Origin of the sequence: Rhodococcus sp. NPDC057297 (assembly GCF_042667435.1) — a bacterium.
Classification (GTDB): domain Bacteria; phylum Actinomycetota; class Actinomycetes; order Mycobacteriales; family Mycobacteriaceae; genus Rhodococcoides.
This window is the reverse complement of the sequence record NZ_JBHUZE010000004.1, coordinates 39,032-57,975: the sequence shown is the minus strand read 5'-3', so window position 1 is coordinate 57,975 and position 18,944 is coordinate 39,032. Positions and strand designations below refer to the sequence as shown.

The window sequence follows — 18,944 nt, the reverse complement described above, 5'->3', positions numbered from 1 at the left end:
GGTTCAGGCTCCGGAACTAATGGCTGCTGGGTGCGTCCACGAGATCGGCGGGCGACGAGAGAGTTCCGCGCACCGCGGTGGCAGCCGCCACCAAAGGCGAGACGAGGTGGGTCCGGCTTCCCTTACCCTGACGGCCTTCGAAGTTTCGGTTCGAGGTCGATGCCGACCGCTCCCCCACGGCAAGCTGATCCGGGTTCATTCCCAGACACATCGAGCACCCGGCCTGACGCCACTCGGCTCCCGCAGCCGTGAAAATCTCGCCCAGCCCCTCTTTCTCGGCCTGCGCACGAACGCGCATCGACCCGGGAACGATCAGCATCCGAACGCTGTCGGCGACCTTCCGACCTTCCAGGACCTCGGCCACGGCTCGCAGGTCCTCGATCCGCCCGTTGGTGCACGAACCGACGAACACCGTGTCCACCGCCACCTCACGCAACGGTGTGCCTGCCTCGAGTCCCATGTACTGCAAGGCTTTCTCGGCAGCGACCTTCTCGCTCTCGTCGACGATGTCGGCGGGATCGGGCACCCGCTCGCCCAGAGGCGCACCCTGACCGGGATTGGTACCCCACGTGACGAACGGCGTGAGCGTCGACGCATCGATGTGCACTTCGTTGTCGAACACGGCGTCGGGGTCGGTCTTCAATTCTTCCCACGCTGCAACCGCAGCATCCCAGTCCTCGCCCTGCGGCGCATGGGGACGTCCCTTGATGTACTCGTAGGTGATCTCGTCGGGGGCGATCATTCCGGCGCGCGCACCGGCCTCGATCGACATGTTGCAGATGGTCATTCGAGCTTCCATCGACAACTTCCTGATGGCCTCGCCGCGGTACTCGAGCACGTACCCCTGGCCGCCACCGGTTCCGATCTTGGCGATGACCGCGAGAATCAGATCCTTGCTCGTCACTCCAGGCGCCAGATCGCCGTCGACGGTGATCGCCATCGTCTTGAACGGACGAAGGGACAGCGTCTGCGTCGCCATCACGTGTTCGACCTCACTCGTGCCGATTCCCATCGCGATGGATCCGAATGCACCGTGCGTGGAGGTGTGACTGTCACCGCACACCACTGTCATTCCCGGCTGTGTCAGTCCCAACTGCGGGCCGATGATGTGGACGATGCCCTGATCCAGGTCACCCATGGGGTACAGGCGAACTCCGAATTCCTCGCAGTTCCGCCGCAGTGTGTCCACCTGAGTGCGCGACACGACGTCCGCGATCGGAGCAAAGATGTCGGCGGTGGGAACATTGTGATCCTCGGTCGCGATCGTCAGATCGGGCCGACGCAGTGGACGATTCGCCAACCGTAGACCGTCGAATGCCTGAGGGCTGGTGACTTCGTGGACCAGGTGGAGATCGATGAAGATCAGGTCGGGCTCGCGCGAGGCGCCCTCGCCTCCGCCCCGAACCACTACGTGCTGATCCCACACCTTTTCCGCCAGGGTGCGTGCTGTGCCGGCCATAAGAACACCAACCATTCCTCGTGTGCGTCGCGCCGGTGGACTACGGGCTGGTCCACGTCGCGTGTACGGTGCCGAGACGTAGCGCGGCGACCCGAATCCCCGACGGACCGATCCGTGAGGCGACCCAGAATCGCAATCTCATAATGCGAGACGCTAGTATCGACCTATGGGACAGCATAGCGGCATCGGCGTTCTCGACAAAGCAATGGGTGTCCTGTACGCAGTCGCGGAGGAGCCGTGCACGTTGAACGATCTGTGCAGCCGCACCGGCCTTCCGCGAGCGACAGCGCACCGTCTGGCTGTCGGGCTCGAGATTCACCGCTTGTTGGCGCGCGATTCCAACGGCCTGTGGCGCCCCGGCCCCGGCCTCGCCGAACTCGCATCGACCGCATCGGACACTCTGGTCGAGGCCGCGGCGTCGGTCCTCCCCCGGCTCCGCGAGATCACCGGAGAAAGCGTCCAGGTCTTTCGCCGCGATGGCACGGTTCGCGTGTGCGTGGCGTCGATGGAACCTCCGACCGGGCTTCGCGACACCGTCCTCGTCGGTGCACGTCTTCCGATGACAGCCGGCTCGGGCGCCAAAGTTCTACTGGCGTGGGCCGATACGAACACCCAACGAGCAATCCTTCCCGACGCCGAGTTCGGCGAACGAGTCCTCGCCGAAGTTCGGCGACGCGGGTGGGCGCAGAGCGCCGGGGAACGCGAGCCCGGCGTAGCCAGCGTGGCGGCACCCGTGCGGGATGCTACTGGCAATGTCGTTGCAGCAGTCTCGGTCTCGGGACCGATCGACAGGATCGGACGCCGTCCCGGTGTGCGATGGGCCGCCGACCTCCTGGCCGCGGCCGAAGCCTTGCACAAAAGGCTCTGAGCGCGCGCGTGCCCGGAAGCACCGCGGGCGCGGCACTACCTCTGATAGAGAAGACAACGTGGGAATCAACCAGCGCGCACAGATAACGATGACCGACGACGAGATCGCGACATTTCTGGACAGAAGCCGAATCGCGAACCTCGCGACCATCGGCCGCGACGGAACGCCCCACCTCGTCGCGATGTGGTACGCCCTCGTCGACGGCGAAGTATGGTTCGAGACCAAAGCGAAATCGCAGAAAGCCGTCAATCTTCGGCGAGATGCGCGGGTCACCGTGCTCGTCGAGGACGGGTTGACGTACGACGCGTTGCGCGGAGTCTCCATCGAGGGGCGGGCCGAGATCGTCGACGACGCCGACGCGATCACCAAGGTCGGAATCAGCGTCTGGGAGCGATACACCGGACCGTACAGCGAAGAAGTACGCCCCTTTGTCGACCAGATGATGAACAAGCGCATCGCAGTCCGGATCGTGTCCGACAGGGTCAGGTCGTGGGATCACCGCAAACTCGGCCTCCCGGCGATGCCTCCGGGGGGAACGACGGCGGAGTTCCTGCCGAAAATCGAGTGAAACACGAACGTCGGGTGCGGTACGTTGCCTGCATCCCTGCGTGAGGAGCGATCATGACCGAACCGACCAACGAAGATCTGAAGAAGAAATTTCGCGAGGCGCTCGACAAGAAGAACCACCGTGCGACGCAGTCCGTCGATCACAAGGACGGCACGTCCAAGGTGAACAACGCCCACGGACCCGCCGACCACCAGAAGATGTTCCGTCGTAAGAGCGTGTAACCGACCGAAAGAAAAAATGGGCTCCCATCGCGAACGATGGGAGCCCATTTTCTACGTAGCCCCGACGGGATTCGAACCCGCGCTACCGCCTTGAGAGGGCGGCGTCCTAGGCCGCTAGACGACGGGGCCAGGAACTTGCAGTGTACTTCCGGTAAAAATTCTTGCTCTTCCGAAGAAGCTCGACAAGCTTAACCGGAACGCGCTCGGCGACCAAATCGCTTCCGAACGCTTGCTGGGGTACCAGGACTCGAACCTAGAATGGCGGTACCAGAAACCGCTGTGTTGCCAATTACACCATACCCCAATGACCTTCACCGTGATCCACACCAGCTGCTGTGTGCACCGCGTTTCGAGCCGGGATAGAGACTATCAAAGGACACCAGTGTTTCTCCAAATCGCCTGGTCAAACAGCCCGCAAGCACGGTACGACGCCGTCGGACAACCCCGATCGAGCCATCGACGAGCGGCTGGCGCAGACTTTCCCTCGATGAGAACAACGAACCGCAGCCGGTGAGGGTCCTCGTGGCCCCGACGAGTAACTCGACGGTGCTCGTCGAGCTCGCCGACGACGGGACACCCGCGGGACCACCCACCGAACTCGTCGACGCAGCCGACACCATCGCTCGGCTCGAATCCGACGGACATCCGCGCTGGGTCTGGGAAAGCACGGCCCGCACCTATCCGACGCTGCTGCGGGCAGGGGTACGCGTCGACCGGTGTCACGATCTGTCGCTCACCGAGGCATTGCTTCGAATGCGGCAGGGCGAGCTGTACGTTCCTCAGGCCGCAGTGACGGACGACGAGTCGACCCTGTTCGACGCATACCGTTATCCCACCGTCGATTCCGTCGTCGAGTGGTATCGAGACCACGAATCTCGGATCGGAGACTCGCGTCGGCTACGCCTGCTGACAGCAGCCGAATCCGCGGGCGCACTCGCCGCGGCCGAAATGTCCTACACCGGACTGCCGTTCTCGAGCTCGATGCACGAGGCCTACCTCCGAGAAACGCTCGGTCCGCGCCCGGCCGACGGCGACAGGCCGGCCGAGATGCTCGCGCTGGAGGACAAGATCAGCGACGCCTTCGGCCGACGCGTGAACCCGAACTCACCGCCCGAGGTCCTCTCGGCGTTCGCGCGAGCAGGTGTCGAGGTGACCTCGACGCGCGCCCATGTGCTCCGGGCCGTCGACCATCCCGCGGTGGCTCTCCTGCTCCGGCATCGAGACCTGGCCAAGCTGTTCAGCACCAACGGATGGTCGTGGGCGGACACCTGGGTGCGCGACAACCGGTTTCGTCCGGTCTACGTACCGGGCGGTGTCGTGTCCGGACGCTGGGCCAGCCGGGGTGGCGGCGCGCTCCAAATTCCCAAGTCACTTCGCGGTAGCGTCGTCGCCGACCCTGAACACGTACTCGTCATCGCCGACGCCGGACAATTGGAGCCCCGGATTCTCGCGGCGCTGTCCGGAGACCCGAACATGATGGACGCAGCGGGAGCGGACGATCTCTACGCGCCGGTCGCCGCCGCGGCTTTCGCCGGGGACCGCGCCAAGGCCAAGGTAGCCGTTCTCGGAGTCCTGTACGGGGCGACAGCAGGCGAAGCCCGCTCGCTGCTTGCCATGCTGCGCAGGCGGTTCCCCGTCGCTGTGGAATACGTGGAACGCGCCGCCCGGGCGGGCGAGCGCGGAGAGGTAGTGCATTCGCACCTCGGACGCGCGTGCCCTCCCCCGACTCAGGAGTGGTACACCCACGGTGACGCGCATGCGCGAGGACGATTCACCCGCAATTTCGTCGTACAGGCCACCGCGTCGGAATGGGCCCTGTGTCTGCTGGCCGATCTGCGCCGCCGGCTGGCGGAAGACCCAGGGTCGGGCGAACTGGTGTTCTTCCAACACGACGAGGTGGTCGTGCACACCCGGGATCCCGAGCGCGCGACAGACCACGTCGTGGCGGCCTCGAACACGGCAACGAGACTTCTGTTCGGGGACACGCCAGTTCGATTTCCCCTGGATCTCGCCGTCCGAGAATGCTACGCGGAGCCAGGCTGACCGGTACGGCTTTCGTCGTCACCGCGTGGGCCGTCGAACGTCACTTCGATCTCCTCGAAGCCCTTGCTCCGTTGCGCCTCGGCCTGTCCGGTGTAGGTCAACCTGTCGCCTTCGGTCAACTGCACGTCGTCGGTGAACGGGGTGAGAAGCGCACGCGGGTAGAGCCTGTCGACTCTGACCACGTTGATCTCCACGGCGATGACGACGAGGACCGCAGCGATGTACATGAACGCAAGCACGCCGAGGACAACAGCGAACACACCGTTGGTGACCGACGCCCGCGACACGACGTACTTGATGTAGACGCCTCCGAACGTCTGCAGCAGCTGCCATATCACCCCGGCGACTATCGCACCGGGCAGCACGTCGGTCAGTGACAGCGATCGCGCCGTGGCCAGACGGAATGCGACGACGAAGACCACAACATTGAGCATCAGCACGGCCACGAGCACGACGACACCGCTGATTCGGCCGAAGTATCCCGCCGAACTCGCGACGTTGACGGCCGTGATCGCCAGTACGGCAACACCGACCGTGCTCAGCAGCGCCAGGCCACGCACTCGGGCGAAAATCGGATCGGGACGGAGATTCTTCGGCACGGCCCAGGCTGTGTTCATCGCGTTCTGAACCGCGACGGCCACCCCCAGTCCGCCGTAGAGCGAACCGAGCACACCCACCACCAAGCCGAGCGTTCCCCCACCGATCCGCTCGGGCTCACCGACGTCCTGTCCGATGATCGGGATCTGACTGAGGGCGGAGTCGAGGATCTGCTGCTGCAGCTCCGGATTGCCCGCCAGCACGATTCCCAGAATCGTCGACGCGAGCAGCAGCAGCGGAAACAACGACACGAAGGCGTAATACGCGATCAACGCAGCGAGGTAGCCGCCCTGATCGTCGACGAACTTGTAGATCACGGCAAGCGGAAACCCCAGGACCGGATGTCTGCGCTGCATCCGGTCCATCCGCGTGGTGATGCTCACCGGGTCATGACGGTCAGCCGACCGTGGCGCGCGCGGCGGCGAGCCGGGCCAGTGTCTTCTCGCGTCCGAGCAGTTCCATCGACTCGTACAGCGGAGGGCTGATGTGCGAACCGGTCAGCGCGACGCGCACCGGAGCGAACGCCTTGCGCGGCTTGAGCTCCAGACCGTCGATGAGGGCCGACTTCAGCGACTCCTCGAGGTCGGCCGTCCGCCAGTCCGGCAGGGCGGTCAACGCTGCGATCGTTGCGTCGAGCACCGGGCCGGCATCGGCACCGAGGTTCTTCGCGGCCGCCGCGGGGTCGATCTCGAAGTCGGCGTCGTCCACGTACAGAAACTTCAGCAATCCCCACGCATCCGACAGCACGACGATGCGTGTTTGCACCAGGTCCGCCGCGACGGCGAACTGCGCCTCGTCGATCTCGGCGGGCAGGTGCCCCTGCGCGGTCAGGAACGCGCGGAGCCGCGCCGCGAAATCGGTCGGCTCCAACAGCCGAATGTGCTCGGCGTTGATCGCGTCTGCCTTCTTCTGATCGAATCGGGCGGGGTTGGAGTTGACCTTGGAGATGTCGAACGCGGCCACCATCTCGTCGAGCGAGAACACGTCGTGGTCGTCGGAAATGCCCCAGCCGAGCAGTGCGAGATAGTTGAGCAGGCCCTCGGGCACGAACCCTCGGTCGCGATGAATGAACAGGTTCGATTCGGGATCGCGCTTGGACAGCTTCTTGTTGCCCTGACCCATCACGAACGGTAGGTGACCGAATTCGGGGGCCTTCTCCGCTACCCCGATACGGACCAATGCTTCGTACAACGCCAATTGCCGCGGCGTCGACGACAGGAGATCCTCGCCGCGCAAGACGTGAGTGATCTTCATCAACGCGTCGTCGACAGGATTGACCAACGTGTACAACGGGATTCCGTTTCCGCGCGTGAGCGCGAAGTCCGGCACGGTACCGGCCTTGAAGGTGGTTTCCCCGCGCACGAGGTCCACCCAGGACAGGTCGTGACTCGGCATCCGAAGCCGCACAACAGGTTTACGCCCCTCGTCGAGAAAAGCCTGCTTCTGCTCCGCGGTGAGGTCCCGGTCGAAGTTGTCGTACCCCAGCTTCGGATCCCGGCCCGCCGCCTTGTGCCGCGCCTCGACTTCCTCGGGCGTGGAGAAGCTCTCGTACGCCTCGCCGGCGTCGAGCAGCTGTCGCACGACGCCGAGATGCAGATCCCTGCGCTGCGACTGACGGTACGGCTCGTACGGACCGCCCACCTCGGGGCCCTCGTCCCAGCTCAGACCGAGCCAGCGCAGTGCGTCGAGGATCGCCGCGTACGACTCCTCGGAATCGCGGGCCGCGTCGGTGTCCTCGATCCGGAAGACGAACTTCCCACCGTGATGACGTGCGTACGCCCAGTTGAACAACGCGGTGCGGATCAGGCCGACATGGGGCGTGCCCGTCGGCGACGGGCAGAATCGGACGCGTACTTCGGGGGAGGTCATGTTCTCACTCACGTTCGATCGGTGGTGTGGTTCTCTAGTTCTTCGCTGCAACGGGGTTGGTCAGAGTTCCGATGCCCTCGACCGTGATCGACACGGACTGACCGGCGGTGATCGGCCCGACGCCCTCCGGCGTACCGGTGAGGATCACATCACCCGGCAGCAGCGTCATGACTGCCGAGACCCACTCGATGATCTTCGGAATGTCGTGCAGCAGCAGCGACGTCCGGCTGCGTTGCTTCACCTCGCCGTCGACCTCCGTCTTGATCTCCACGTCCGACGCGTCGAGCGACGTCTCGATCCACGGACCGAGCGGGCAGAACGTGTCGTGGCCCTTGGCCCTCGTCCACTGACCGTCCTGGCGCTGATGATCGCGGGCCGAGACGTCGTTCGCGACGGTGTAGCCGAGCACCACATCGAGTGCCTTCGCCGCGGGCACGTCCTTGCACGGACGACCGATGACCACGGCGAGCTCACCCTCGTAGTGCACCTCGTCGGATGTCGGAGGCAGCACGATCGGCGCACCGGGGCCGACTATGGAGGTGTTGGGCTTGATGAAGATGACCGGGGACTCCGGCGCTCGGCCTCCCATCTCCGCCGCGTGCGCAGCGTAGTTCTTGCCGATCGCGATGACCTTGCTCGCGAGAATCGGGGCCAGGAGGCGAACGTCGGCGAGGGGCCACGAACGACCGGTGAAGGTCGGTGTGCCGAAGGGATGTTCGGCGATTTCCTTCGCTGTCTGCTGGTCACCTTCCCCTTCGATACTCACGAATGCCACACCATCAGGACTTGCAATTCGACCGAGACGCATGTCGGAAGTCTATCGACCGCCATCAGAGCTGTCGGCACGCCCGTCCGATCCTGACCGTACGGCGGGTGTAACATCGACAGTCGAGTTCACCATGCAAGACTCGGATTCCACATTATGGGATCACTGACAGTGAGACGGCTACCCCATGACGACCACCGAAGACACCACCCACACCGCCGGTGCCCGCAAGTGGGTCATGCTCGCCCTCGGAATGCTCGCCCAGACTTCGGGTGCCGTATTCATCAACGGCGCAGCATTTCTCATCCCGTCGCTCCACGAAGATCGCGGGTTGAGCCTCGCCGCAGCCGGACTCGTGGTGGCCATGCCGACGGTCGGAATCATGCTGACTCTCATCGCCTGGGGTGTCCTCGTGGACAGGATCGGTGAGAAGCTGGTGCTCGCCATCGGGCTGGCACTCACATCCGCGGCGAGCTTCGCTGCCGTGTTCACGACGTCGTTCGTCGTACTCGGCCTGTGCCTGCTTCTGGGCGGAATGGCAGCCGCAAGCGCCAACAGCGCATCCGGACGTGTCGTCGTCGGATGGTTCCCGCCGGAACGACGCGGACTCGCCATGGGGATCCGACAGATGTCCGTACCGCTCGGCGTCGCCATCGGCGCACTGCTCATCCCACCCATCGCACGCGATCACGGCGTCGGCGCTGCCCTTCTCGTGCCCGCGATCGTGTGCGTCACCACCGCGGTCGCCTGCCTGGCGATCATCGACCCACCGCGCCCCGACCGCGAGGCCGCAGAGCGAGCTGGGCTGCTGGCGAACCCCTATCGCGCCAGCAGCCAACTGTGGCGCATCCACTCGACGTCGGTCCTGCTCGTCGTCCCTCAATACGTCGTCTGGACGTACGCGCTGGTGTGGTTGATGTCGGACCGCGGATGGTCGGCTGCCTCCGCAGGTGTCCTCGTCACGCTGACACAGATTCTCGGAGCCTTCGGGCGCATAGGCGTCGGCGCACTGTCGGACACGCTGGGTAGCCGGATGCGACCGCTACGGTGGGTCGCCGTGTCCACGACGGTGACCATGGTGGTCCTGGCGGTCACCGACTGGCTCGATTCACCGGTGTCCATCGCCGTGATGGTGATCGCATCGGTCGTCACCGTCGCGCCGAACGGCCTGGCGTTCACCGCGGTAGCCGAAGTCTCCGGCCCGTACTGGAGCGGACGCGCTCTCGGCGCTCAGAACACCGGACAGTTCATCGCCGCGTCCATGGTTCCGCCTGCATTCGGTGCACTCGCGGCCATCAGCTTTCCTCTGGCGTTCGCCGTGTCCTCGGTGTTCCCCGCCCTCGCCGTGCCGGTCATCCCCGACGACCAGCAATCGCCGCAGCCGTAGTCTCAGCTGAACCCCGCCGAACCGAACGTGCCGTGCCCCCCATTTTCGGAGCGAAAGCGCCGTTCGGTCAGTCTGACTGACCGAACGGCACTTTCGCTCCGAAGACAGGGGGTGATAGCTGCTACAGCGCCGCGGCGATTCTGGCTCCGATGTCGGCGGTGCTTGCAGCGGCCGGACCTCGGGAGGCGAGGTCGGCGGCGACGGCGGCTTCGACGCGCTCGGAGTTCGCCGTGTCACCGAGGTGTGCAAGCAACAGAGACACCGACAGAATCGCAGCTGTCGGATCGGCTTTGCCCTGCCCCGCGATGTCGGGAGCGCTGCCATGGACCGGCTCGAACATCGACGGGTTGGTACGCGTCGCGTCGATGTTGCCGCTGGCGGCCAGGCCGATGCCGCCGCTGACGGCAGCGGAGAGATCCGTGACGATGTCACCGAACAAATTGTCGGTGACGATGACGTCGAATCGACCCGGATCGGTGACCAGGTGGATCATCGCAGCGTCGATGTGTTGGTAGGCGACCTCGACGTCCGGGAAGTCCTTGGATACTTCCTCGACCGTGCGTGCCCAGAGGCTGCCGGCGAACGTCAACACGTTGGTTTTGTGCAGCAACGTGAGGTGCTTCTTCCGTGCCACCGCCCGCGCGAATCCGTCTCGGACCACGCGCTCGACGCCGTAACGGGTGTTGACGCTGACCTCGGTGGCGACCTCGTGCGGAGTGTTCACTCGGAGTGCCCCACCGTTGCCGGTGTAGGGACCCTCCGTGCCTTCACGCACGACGACTACATCGATGTCCTTGTTGCCCGCGAGCGGACCCGTCACGCCGGGGTACAGCTTCGCCGGACGCAGGTTGATGTGGTGGTCGAGTTCGAACCGCGCACGCAGCAACAGTCCGCGCTCGAGCACGCCGCTGGGGACCGATGGATCTCCGATGGCCCCCAACAGAATTGCGTCGTGACCGCGGATCTCCTCCAGCACGGAGTCCGGAAGAAGCTCGCCGGTCGCGTTGTAGCGGCGTGCACCGAGGTCGTACTCGGTCTTCTCGACTCCGGGGACAACGACGTCGAGCACCTGCAGTGCTTGGTCGACGACCTCGGGGCCGATTCCATCTCCGGCGATGACGGCGAGCTTCATGTACTCCTCGTTCTTGTCGAGCTATCAGGGATGAGAAACGATCAGGAAAGATCCACGAGTTCGATGGTCGACGCGCCTACTGCCGATGCGATGTTCGAGCGGAGCTCGGACGGCACGTCCTTGTCCACGCGGAGCAGGATCGTTGCGCCGTCACCCTCGGAGTCCTGGCTCAGTGCAGCTGCCTGAATGTCGATTCCCGCGTCGCCGAGCAACGTGCCGATGCGGCCCAGGCTTCCGGGCTGGTCCGCGTAGTTGACGATGAGGTTCTTGCCCTCGGCGCGGAGATCGAAGTTGCGTCCGTTGATGTTGACGATCTTCTCGACCTGAGTGGTGCCGGTGAGCGTTCCCGCGACATTGAGGACGGAACCGTCACCGTAGACGGCGCGGATGTCGACGACGCTGCGGTGGTTTTCGCTCTCGGGAGCCTTGGTGACCTCGGCCGTGACCCCACGCTCCTCGGCGAGCGAGGGTGCGTTGACGAACGTGACCGAGTCCTCGATCACGGCGGAGAACAGACCGCGCAGGGCCGAGAGCTTCAGGATCTCGACATCCTCGGCTGCGAGCTCTCCACGTACGTCGACGGACAGCGATGCGGGAAGTTCGTCGGACAGGGCACCGAGCAACACGCCCTGCTTGCGGACGATCTCGAGCCACGGCGAGACCTCTTCGCCGACGGCGCCGCCCTTGACGTTGACGGCGTCGGGGACGAATTCGCCTGCGAGAGCGAGCAGCACGGATTTGGCGACATCGGTGCCTGCACGGTCCTGAGCTTCGGTGGTCGAGGCGCCGAGGTGCGGGGTCACCACGACCTGCGGGAGTTCGAACAGCGGGCTGTCCGTGCACGGTTCGGAGGCGTAGACGTCGATGCCTGCGGCGAAGACGTGGCCGCTGGTGATGGCGTCGGCCAAAGCCTGCTCGTCGACGAGTCCGCCGCGTGCTGCGTTGACGACGATGACACCGGGCTTGGTCTTGGCGAGGGCTTCCTTGCCGATGATGCCTTTGGTCTCCGGGGTCTTCGGGAGGTGCACGGAGAACATGTCGGCGCGAGTCAGCAGTTCGTCGAGGCTGACGAGTTCGATCCCGAGCTGCGCGGCGCGGGCAGCGGAAACGTAGGGATCGTAGGCGATGACGTGGGTCTCGAACGCAGCGAGACGCTGCGCGAAGAGCTGACCGATACGGCCGAGTCCGACGACACCCACGGTCTTGCCGAAGATCTCGACGCCGTTGAACTTGCCGCGCTTCCACTCGTGCTGACGGAGGGTGGCGTCGGCCGCGGGGATCTGGCGGGCGGCGGACAGCAGCAATGTGACGGCGTGCTCGGCGGCGGTGTGGATGTTGGACGTCGGTGCGTTGACGACGAGGACTCCGCGCTCGGTGGCTGCGGGTACGTCCACGTTGTCCAGGCCGACGCCTGCACGTGCGACGATCTTCAGGTTGGTTCCGGCTGCGAGCACCTCGGCGTCGACCGTGGTCGCGGAGCGGACGAGGATGGCGTCGGCCTCGGGAACCGCGGCGAGCAGTGCCGGCCGGTCCGGGCCGTCGACCCAGCGAACCTCGACGCCGTCGCCGAGTGCCTCGACAGTGGACTGCGCAAGTTTGTCGGCGATCAGAACGACAGGACGGCCTGGCTGGCTCACGTGAAGAACTCCCTAGATAGGTCGAGGTGACGGTAGCGGTCGATCGGATGGTGCGTTGTGCGGTGCGGGACAAGTTTAGAGGCCGAGGGGAACCGAGTGGGGTTCACCCTCGTCGAACGAGTGAAGGGCACCCTCACGGATGCCCTTCACTCGGGTTACATCGATACGACGAAAGATCAGGCCGTCTCGGTGATCGGACGGTCGACCCAGCTCATCAGGTCGCGCAGCTTCTTGCCGGTGACCTCGATGGGATGTTCGGCGTTGGCCTTGCGCAGTCCCTCGAGCTCGGTGTTGCCGTTCTCGACGTTGGCGACGAGGCGACGGGTGAATTCACCGGACTGGATGTCGGCGAGGATGGCCTTCATGCGCTCCTTGGTGCCTGCGTCGATGACGCGAGGGCCGGAGAGGTAGCCGCCGAACTCGGCGGTGTCGGACACCGAGTAGTTCATGCGGGCGATGCCGCCTTCGTACATGAGGTCGACGATGAGCTTGAGCTCGTGCAGAACCTCGAAGTACGCCATCTCGGGCGCGTAGCCGGCCTCGACCATGACCTCGAAGCCCGTCTTGACGAGTTCCTCGGTGCCGCCGCACAGCACGGCCTGCTCGCCGAACAGGTCGGTCTCGGTCTCTTCCTTGAACGTGGTCTTGATGACGCCTGCGCGGGTGCCGCCGATGCCCTTGGCCCACGAGAGTGCGAGCGCCTGGCCCTCACCCTTCGGGTCCTGGTCGATGGCGATGAGCGCGGGAACGCCCTTGCCGTCGACGAACTGACGACGGACGAGATGTCCGGGGCCCTTGGGAGCGACCATGCCGACCGTGACGAACTCCGGAGCCTCGATCAGGTCGAAGTGGATGTTCAGGCCGTGGCCGAAGAACAGTGCGTCGCCGTCCTTCAGGTTGGGCTCGATCTCTTCCTTGAAGATCGCAGCCTGGGCGGTGTCGGGTGCGAGCACCATGATCACGTCGGCCCATGCGGAGACCTCGGCCGGAGTACCGACCTTCAGGCCCTGCTCCTCTGCCTTGGCGCGGGACTTCGATCCCTCTTTCAGACCGATGCGGACGTCGACGCCCGAGTCGCGCAGGCTCAGCGAGTGCGCGTGGCCCTGGCTTCCGTATCCGATGACGGCGACCTTGCGGCCCTGGATGATCGACAGATCAGCATCGTCGTCGTAGAACATCTCGACTGCCACTGGTTAATACCTTTCCTCTTGTTTGAGCATGTTCATCACATGTGGTCGCTACCGCGACGCAGTGATCGATTTCGGTCCACGTCCGACGGCAACGACTCCCGACTGAACTATTTCTCGAATTCCATAGGGGTCCAACATTTTCAGCAACGCATCGAGCTTCGAGCGCGTGCCCGTGGCCTCGACGGTGACAGCCTCGGGCGATACGTCGATCACCTTGGCGCGGAACAGGTTCACGGTCTCGATGACCTCGCTGCGCACTGTTGCGTCGGCGCGCACCTTGATGAGAACCAGCTCGCGGGCCACCGACGAGTCGTCGTCCTGCTCGACGATCTTGATGACGTTGATCAACTTGTTCAGCTGCTTCGTCACCTGCTCGAGTGGGAACTCGTCGACGGTGACGACGATCGTCATTCGGGAGATCCCCGCGATCTCCGTGCCGCCGACCGCAAGTGAGGAGATGTTGAATCCGCGACGCGAGAAGAGTGCGGCGACGCGCGCCAGAACACCTGGCTTGTCCTCGACGAGGACGCTGAGGGTGTGGCTGGTACTCACTTGTCGGTGCCTTTCTCGTGCAGGGCGTTGCCGTGGGCCTGCTCGCGTGCCATTGCCTCGTGGATGACGGCGGGTTCGGCCACGGAAGCCTCGTCCTCGTCGAACAGTGGTCGGATTCCGCGGGCGGCCATGATCTCGTCGTTACCGGTGCCTGCAGCGACCATGGGCCAGACCTGCGCGTCGGCGCCGACGATGAAGTCGATGACGACGGGGCGGTCGTTGATCGCGCGAGCCTGTGCGATGACCGCGTCGACGTCTTCCTCACGCTCGCAGCGAATTCCGACGCAGCCCAGGGCTTCGGCAAGTTTCACGAAATCCGGGATGCGCTGGGCGCCGTGGGTCCCCAGATTGGTGTTGGAGTACCGCTCCTCGTAGAACAACGTCTGCCACTGACGGACCATGCCGAGGTTGCCGTTGTTGATGAGTGCGACCTTGATCGGGATCCCCTCGACCGCACAGGTGGCGAGTTCCTGATTGGTCATCTGGAAACAGCCGTCACCGTCGATCGCCCACACCTCGGCGTCGGGAAGGCCCATCTTGGCGCCCATCGCCGCCGGAACGGCGTAGCCCATGGTGCCGAGTCCGCCCGAGTTCAGCCACGTGCGCGGCTTCTCGTAGTTGATGAACTGCGCGGCCCACATCTGATGCTGGCCGACGCCCGCGCAGTAGATCGCGTCGGGTCCGGCGAACTTGCCGACCGAGGAGATGACGAACTCCGGCGACATGCTCCCGTCACTGGGGCGGTCGTAGCTCAGCGGGTACGTCTTGCGGATCCCGTCGAGGTATTTCCACCAATCACCCAGTTCGACGGTGGTGCCCGTGGCGCGATCGGCACGCAGCGCCTCGATCAGCTCGACGATGACCTCCTTGCAGTCACCGACGATCGGCACGTCGGCATAGCGATTCTTGCCGATCTCGGCCGGATCGATGTCCGCGTGGATCACCTTTGCGTTCGGCGCGAACGACGAGAGCTGTCCGGTGACGCGGTCGTCGAACCGGGCGCCGAGCGTGATGAGCAGATCACTGCGCTGCAGGCCGGCCACAGCGGCCACGGTGCCGTGCATACCGGGCATGCCCAGGTTCAGCTGGTGAGTATCGGGGAACGCTCCGCGCGCCATCAACGTGGTGACGACCGGGATACCGGTCAGTTCCGCGAGTTCGAGCAGTTCTGCCGACGCGTTGGCCTTGATGACACCGCCACCGACGTACAGCACCGGCTGCTTGGAGTCGGCGATGTACCGAGCTGCCTCACGAACCTGCTTGCCGTGCGGCTTGGTGACCGGACGATATCCGGGCAACCGCATCTCCGGTGGCCACGAGAACGTGGTCTGTGCCTGCAGGATGTCCTTGGGGATGTCGACGAGGACAGCGCCCGGACGACCGGAGGACGCGATGTAGAACGCCTCGGCCATGATGCGTGGGATGTCGACGCCGTCGGTGATCAGGAAGTTGTGCTTGGTGACGGGCATCGTGATGCCGGAGATGTCGGCTTCCTGGAACCCGTCGGTGCCGATGAGACTTCGCGCGACCTGGCCGGTGATGGCGACGACGGGAACGGAGTCCATCTGAGCGTCGGCGAGCGGTGTGACGAGGTTCGTCGCTCCGGGGCCCGACGTCGCCATGCAGACGCCGACGCGGCCGGTGGCCTGCGCGTATCCGGTGGCTGCGTGCCCTGCGCCCTGTTCGTGACGAACGAGAACGTGGCGAACCTTCTTGGAGTCGAAGAGTGGGTCGTACACCGGAAGAACGGCTCCACCCGGAATGCCGAATACCGTGTCGACGTCGAGTTCCTCGAGTGCTCGGACGACGGACTGTGCGCCGGTCACCTTCTCGGGTGCGACATGGCGACGCGATCCGTCGACGGCTCCGTTGATGTCCGGTGCCGACGAGCTGGCGTTTGCTCCCGACTTACGAGTCGAGGGCCCTGGGCGTGCGGTTGGTGCGCTCACTAGTGCTTCCTCAGGATGAAAGATGTAGCTGGGCGATCTCTGGGCAAGAAAAAACCCCCGTCAGCCGAGGCTGTACGAGGGTGGCGCGTCGATGCGAGTTGGTCGAGAACCGGCTCAGGCGTTGACGCGCCGGCCGATTACGAGTATCCAATTCCGCTTCACGCGCTCGACGGTAGGCGCGCGCATAGGGAAGAGTCAAACTCGTCACGACGCAATCCCATTATGTGAGATCGCGTAGGTGCAATGCGAAGATGAAGGGGTGTCGTCTTCGCAGCAGTCCGAACCACCGGATACATCATCCCATACGCCCGTTCCCGCGCCGCAGGTCATCCGTATCTCGCGCCTGTCGCTGGTAGGAGTCGGCATGCTGTTCATCGGCGTCGCCTTCCCCGCCGCCAGTTGGCCCGCAGCATTCGGATGGCTCGTAGTGCTTCCGATCATCGCTGCAGTGTGGGTGTTCCGAGTTCGTACCGTGGTCAGCTTCGACGGTCTCGCGATACGGAGGTTGCTCGGCTCCGAGTTCGTCGCATGGGAAGACGTACGCGGCATTCACTTCCCGAACCGGAGATGGGCGCGGGTCGTCCTGACCGACAAGTCCGAGAAGTCGCTGCCGTTGGTTCGCTTCGACAGACTTCCGGTACTCGCTGCGGCGAGCGGCGGGCGCATCACCGATCCCTATGCGGCCGCAGCCGAAGCCGACAGGACGGCAGAGGAGGAACGGACAGCGGACGCCGACCGAGAAGCCGAGCCAGGCGCCTCGAGTTCGTGAGCCGGGAGTAACCTCGATCGGGCGAGAAACCGCTATTGATCGAGGAAGAGAAGCCATGCCGCCGCTACGGTCACGAGTTACCACTGTTGGACGAAACGCCGCGGGCGCACGCTCGCTCTGGCGCGCCACCGGAATGACGGATTCGGATTTCGGCAAACCGATCGTGGCAATTGCCAACTCGTACACCCAGTTCGTACCCGGGCACGTCCACCTGAAGAACGTCGGCGAGATCGTCGCCGACGCCGTACGTGCCGCAGGCGGCGTCCCGCGCGAGTTCCACACCATCGCGGTCGACGACGGTATCGCGATGGGACACGGCGGCATGCTCTATTCGCTTCCGAGCCGCGAGATCATCGCCGACTCGGTCGAATACATGGCCAACGCGCACACCGCCGACGCCCTCGTGTGTATCTCCAACTGCGACAAGATCACGCCGGGAATGCTCAATGCCGCAATGCGACTGAACATTCCGGCAGTGTTCGTCTCGGGTGGGCCGATGGAGGCAGGCAAAGCCGTCGTCGTCGGCGGCGTCGCACAGGCCCCGACGGACCTCATCACCGCGATCTCGGCCAGCGCGAACGACGCCGTGTCCGAGGAAGGCCTGGACGAGGTCGAGCGCAGTGCATGCCCGACGTGCGGTTCGTGCTCGGGCATGTTCACCGCCAACTCGATGAACTGCCTCACCGAAGCTCTCGGACTGGCCCTGCCCGGCAACGGATCCACGCTCGCCACTCACAAAGCCCGATACGCACTGTTCGAGCGAGCAGGCACCACCATCGTCGAGGCCGCGACCAAGTACTACCGCGACGGTGACGAGTCCGTTCTGCCGCGCAACATCGCAACCCCCGCGGCGTTCCGCAACGCGATGGCACTCGATGTCGCGATGGGCGGGTCCACCAACACGGTGCTGCACACCCTCGCCGCGGCACAGGAAGGCGAGGTCGACTTCGATCTCGACACCATCGACGCCATCAGCCGCAAGGTTCCGTGCCTGTCCAAGGTGTCCCCCAACTCCGACTACCACATGGAAGACGTGCACCGGGCAGGCGGAATCCCCGCGCTGCTCGGCGAACTCCGCCGCGCGAACCTGCTCGAGACCGACGTCTCCACCGTGCACACGAAGAGCTTCGACGAGTGGCTGGACACGTGGGACATCCGGTCCGGCGCGGCGTCGGACGAGGCACTGGAGCTGTTCCACGCGGCGCCGGGAGGCGTTCGTACCACCGAGCCGTTCTCCACCGAGAACAGGTGGTCCTCGCTCGACACCGACGCCGTCGGCGGCTGCATCCGCGACAAGGAACACGCGTACACCGTCGAAGGCGGTCTCGTCGTTCTGCGCGGAAACATCGCACTCGACGGGGCGATCCTCAAGACCGCGGGCATCGACGAGGAACTGTTCTCGTTCCAGGGCCCGGCACTCGTCGTCGAGTCTCAGGAAGAAGCGGTCTCGGCGATTCTGCAGAAGAAGATCCAGCCCGGTGACGTCCTCGTCGTCCGATACGAGGGCCCCAAGGGAGGTCCCGGTATGCAGGAAATGTTGCACCCGACGGCATTCCTCAAGGGAGCCGGGCTCGGAAAGGTCTGCGCACTCGTCACCGACGGACGGTTCTCCGGTGGCACCTCCGGCCTGTCGATCGGCCACATCTCCCCCGAGGCTGCCGCGGGCGGAGTCATCGGACTCGTCGAGAACGGCGACCAGGTCCGTATCGACGTCGCCTCCCGCACCCTCGAGATCCTCGTCGACGATTCCACTCTGGAGACCCGTCGAGCCAAGATGGAGGCGTCGGAGCGCCCGTGGCAGCCGGTCGATCGTCAGCGCACGGTCACCACTGCGCTGCGCGCCTACGCGGCACTGGCGACCTCGGCCGACAAGGGCGCGGTCCGGTACGTCCCGTGACCCCCAGGTGAGTAGAAATGTAGGTCAGGACCTACATTTC

At 64.8% G+C, this 18,944-nt stretch carries 16 protein-coding genes and 2 tRNA genes; 7 read left to right on the top strand and 11 right to left on the bottom strand.

Annotated features, from left to right (window positions below; all coding sequences use genetic code 11):
* Window positions 1-16: 16 nt before the first annotated feature.
* Window positions 17-1,459, bottom strand: coding sequence for a 3-isopropylmalate dehydratase large subunit (leuC, locus tag ACFULT_RS13685; RefSeq protein ID WP_037111372.1), 1,443 nt, complete (start codon window positions 1,457-1,459; stop codon window positions 17-19).
* Between the two features lie 166 nt (window positions 1,460-1,625).
* Here leuC and ACFULT_RS13680 point away from each other — a divergent pair, with 166 nt between their 5' ends.
* From ACFULT_RS13680 to ACFULT_RS13670, 3 genes are read left to right on the top strand one after another with little or no spacing between them, the layout of a single operon-like run.
* Complete coding sequence (locus ACFULT_RS13680; RefSeq protein ID WP_037111371.1) at window positions 1,626-2,327, top strand: IclR family transcriptional regulator; 702 nt, start codon at window positions 1,626-1,628, stop codon at window positions 2,325-2,327.
* Window positions 2,328-2,385: 58 nt separating this feature from the next.
* The gene (locus ACFULT_RS13675) at window positions 2,386-2,895 is read left to right on the top strand and encodes a pyridoxamine 5'-phosphate oxidase family protein (RefSeq protein ID WP_378481704.1); all 510 of its coding nucleotides are present in this window, start codon (window positions 2,386-2,388) and stop codon (window positions 2,893-2,895) included.
* Window positions 2,896-2,948: 53 nt separating this feature from the next.
* A complete protein-coding gene (locus tag ACFULT_RS13670) occupies window positions 2,949-3,116 on the top strand; it encodes a DUF5302 domain-containing protein (RefSeq protein ID WP_170945355.1) in 168 nt (55 codons plus the stop codon).
* Between the two features lie 56 nt (window positions 3,117-3,172).
* On the opposite strand, the gene ACFULT_RS13665 is transcribed toward ACFULT_RS13670, so the two are convergent.
* Window positions 3,173-3,245, bottom strand: a tRNA-Glu gene (locus tag ACFULT_RS13665).
* A 103-nt stretch (window positions 3,246-3,348) separates the two neighbouring features.
* Window positions 3,349-3,420: transfer RNA gene (locus tag ACFULT_RS13660), tRNA-Gln, on the bottom strand.
* Between the two features lie 206 nt (window positions 3,421-3,626).
* On the opposite strand from ACFULT_RS13660, the gene ACFULT_RS13655 reads away from it, so the two are divergent.
* Window positions 3,627-5,159, top strand: a complete 1,533-nt coding sequence (locus ACFULT_RS13655) for a bifunctional 3'-5' exonuclease/DNA polymerase (RefSeq protein ID WP_378481703.1) — start codon at window positions 3,627-3,629, stop codon at window positions 5,157-5,159.
* Here ACFULT_RS13655 and ACFULT_RS13650 read toward each other — a convergent pair.
* From ACFULT_RS13650 to ACFULT_RS13640, 3 genes are read right to left on the bottom strand one after another with little or no spacing between them, the layout of a single operon-like run.
* The gene (locus ACFULT_RS13650; protein WP_037111565.1) at window positions 5,141-6,121 is read right to left on the bottom strand and encodes a YihY/virulence factor BrkB family protein; all 981 of its coding nucleotides are present in this window, start codon (window positions 6,119-6,121) and stop codon (window positions 5,141-5,143) included. The genes ACFULT_RS13655 and ACFULT_RS13650 overlap by 19 nt on opposite strands.
* Before the next feature lie 31 nt (window positions 6,122-6,152).
* Window positions 6,153-7,625 carry a glutamate--tRNA ligase gene (gltX, locus tag ACFULT_RS13645; RefSeq protein WP_378481899.1) on the bottom strand — a complete coding sequence of 491 codons (1,473 nt, stop codon included), beginning with the start codon at window positions 7,623-7,625 and terminating at the stop codon, window positions 6,153-6,155.
* A 34-nt stretch (window positions 7,626-7,659) separates the two neighbouring features.
* Window positions 7,660-8,433, bottom strand: coding sequence for a fumarylacetoacetate hydrolase family protein (locus tag ACFULT_RS13640; protein ID WP_037111367.1), 774 nt, complete (start codon window positions 8,431-8,433; stop codon window positions 7,660-7,662).
* Between the two features lie 145 nt (window positions 8,434-8,578).
* On the opposite strand from ACFULT_RS13640, the gene ACFULT_RS13635 reads away from it, so the two are divergent.
* On the top strand, window positions 8,579-9,778 hold the full coding sequence (locus ACFULT_RS13635) for an MFS transporter (RefSeq protein WP_378481702.1): 1,200 nt from the start codon (window positions 8,579-8,581) through the stop codon (window positions 9,776-9,778).
* 121 nt (window positions 9,779-9,899) lie between these two features.
* Here the strand turns inward: ACFULT_RS13635 and ACFULT_RS13630 are convergent, their stop codons facing one another.
* The 5 genes from ACFULT_RS13630 to ACFULT_RS13610 form a co-directional block, all read right to left on the bottom strand.
* On the bottom strand, window positions 9,900-10,910 hold the full coding sequence (locus ACFULT_RS13630) for a 3-isopropylmalate dehydrogenase (RefSeq protein WP_037111365.1): 1,011 nt from the start codon (window positions 10,908-10,910) through the stop codon (window positions 9,900-9,902).
* A 41-nt stretch (window positions 10,911-10,951) separates the two neighbouring features.
* A complete protein-coding gene (gene serA, locus ACFULT_RS13625; protein WP_378481701.1) occupies window positions 10,952-12,547 on the bottom strand; it encodes a phosphoglycerate dehydrogenase in 1,596 nt (531 codons plus the stop codon).
* Window positions 12,548-12,723: 176 nt separating this feature from the next.
* A complete protein-coding gene (ilvC, locus tag ACFULT_RS13620; RefSeq protein WP_170945377.1) occupies window positions 12,724-13,725 on the bottom strand; it encodes a ketol-acid reductoisomerase in 1,002 nt (333 codons plus the stop codon).
* Between the two features lie 60 nt (window positions 13,726-13,785).
* Window positions 13,786-14,289 carry an acetolactate synthase small subunit gene (gene ilvN, locus ACFULT_RS13615; RefSeq protein ID WP_037111362.1) on the bottom strand — a complete coding sequence of 168 codons (504 nt, stop codon included), beginning with the start codon at window positions 14,287-14,289 and terminating at the stop codon, window positions 13,786-13,788.
* Entirely contained in the window at window positions 14,286-16,238 is a 1,953-nt protein-coding gene (locus ACFULT_RS13610) for an acetolactate synthase large subunit (RefSeq protein ID WP_378481700.1), read from the bottom strand. Before ACFULT_RS13610 ends, ilvN begins: the two co-directional genes overlap by 4 nt.
* 259 nt (window positions 16,239-16,497) lie before the next feature.
* On the opposite strand from ACFULT_RS13610, the gene ACFULT_RS13605 reads away from it, so the two are divergent.
* Window positions 16,498-17,007 (top strand): PH domain-containing protein, encoded by a 510-nt coding sequence (locus ACFULT_RS13605; RefSeq protein ID WP_241483829.1) that lies wholly within the window; start codon window positions 16,498-16,500, stop codon window positions 17,005-17,007.
* A gap of 55 nt (window positions 17,008-17,062) precedes the next feature.
* Window positions 17,063-18,904 carry a dihydroxy-acid dehydratase gene (gene ilvD / locus ACFULT_RS13600; protein ID WP_037111359.1) on the top strand — a complete coding sequence of 614 codons (1,842 nt, stop codon included), beginning with the start codon at window positions 17,063-17,065 and terminating at the stop codon, window positions 18,902-18,904.
* The last annotated feature ends 40 nt before the right edge of the window (window positions 18,905-18,944 follow it).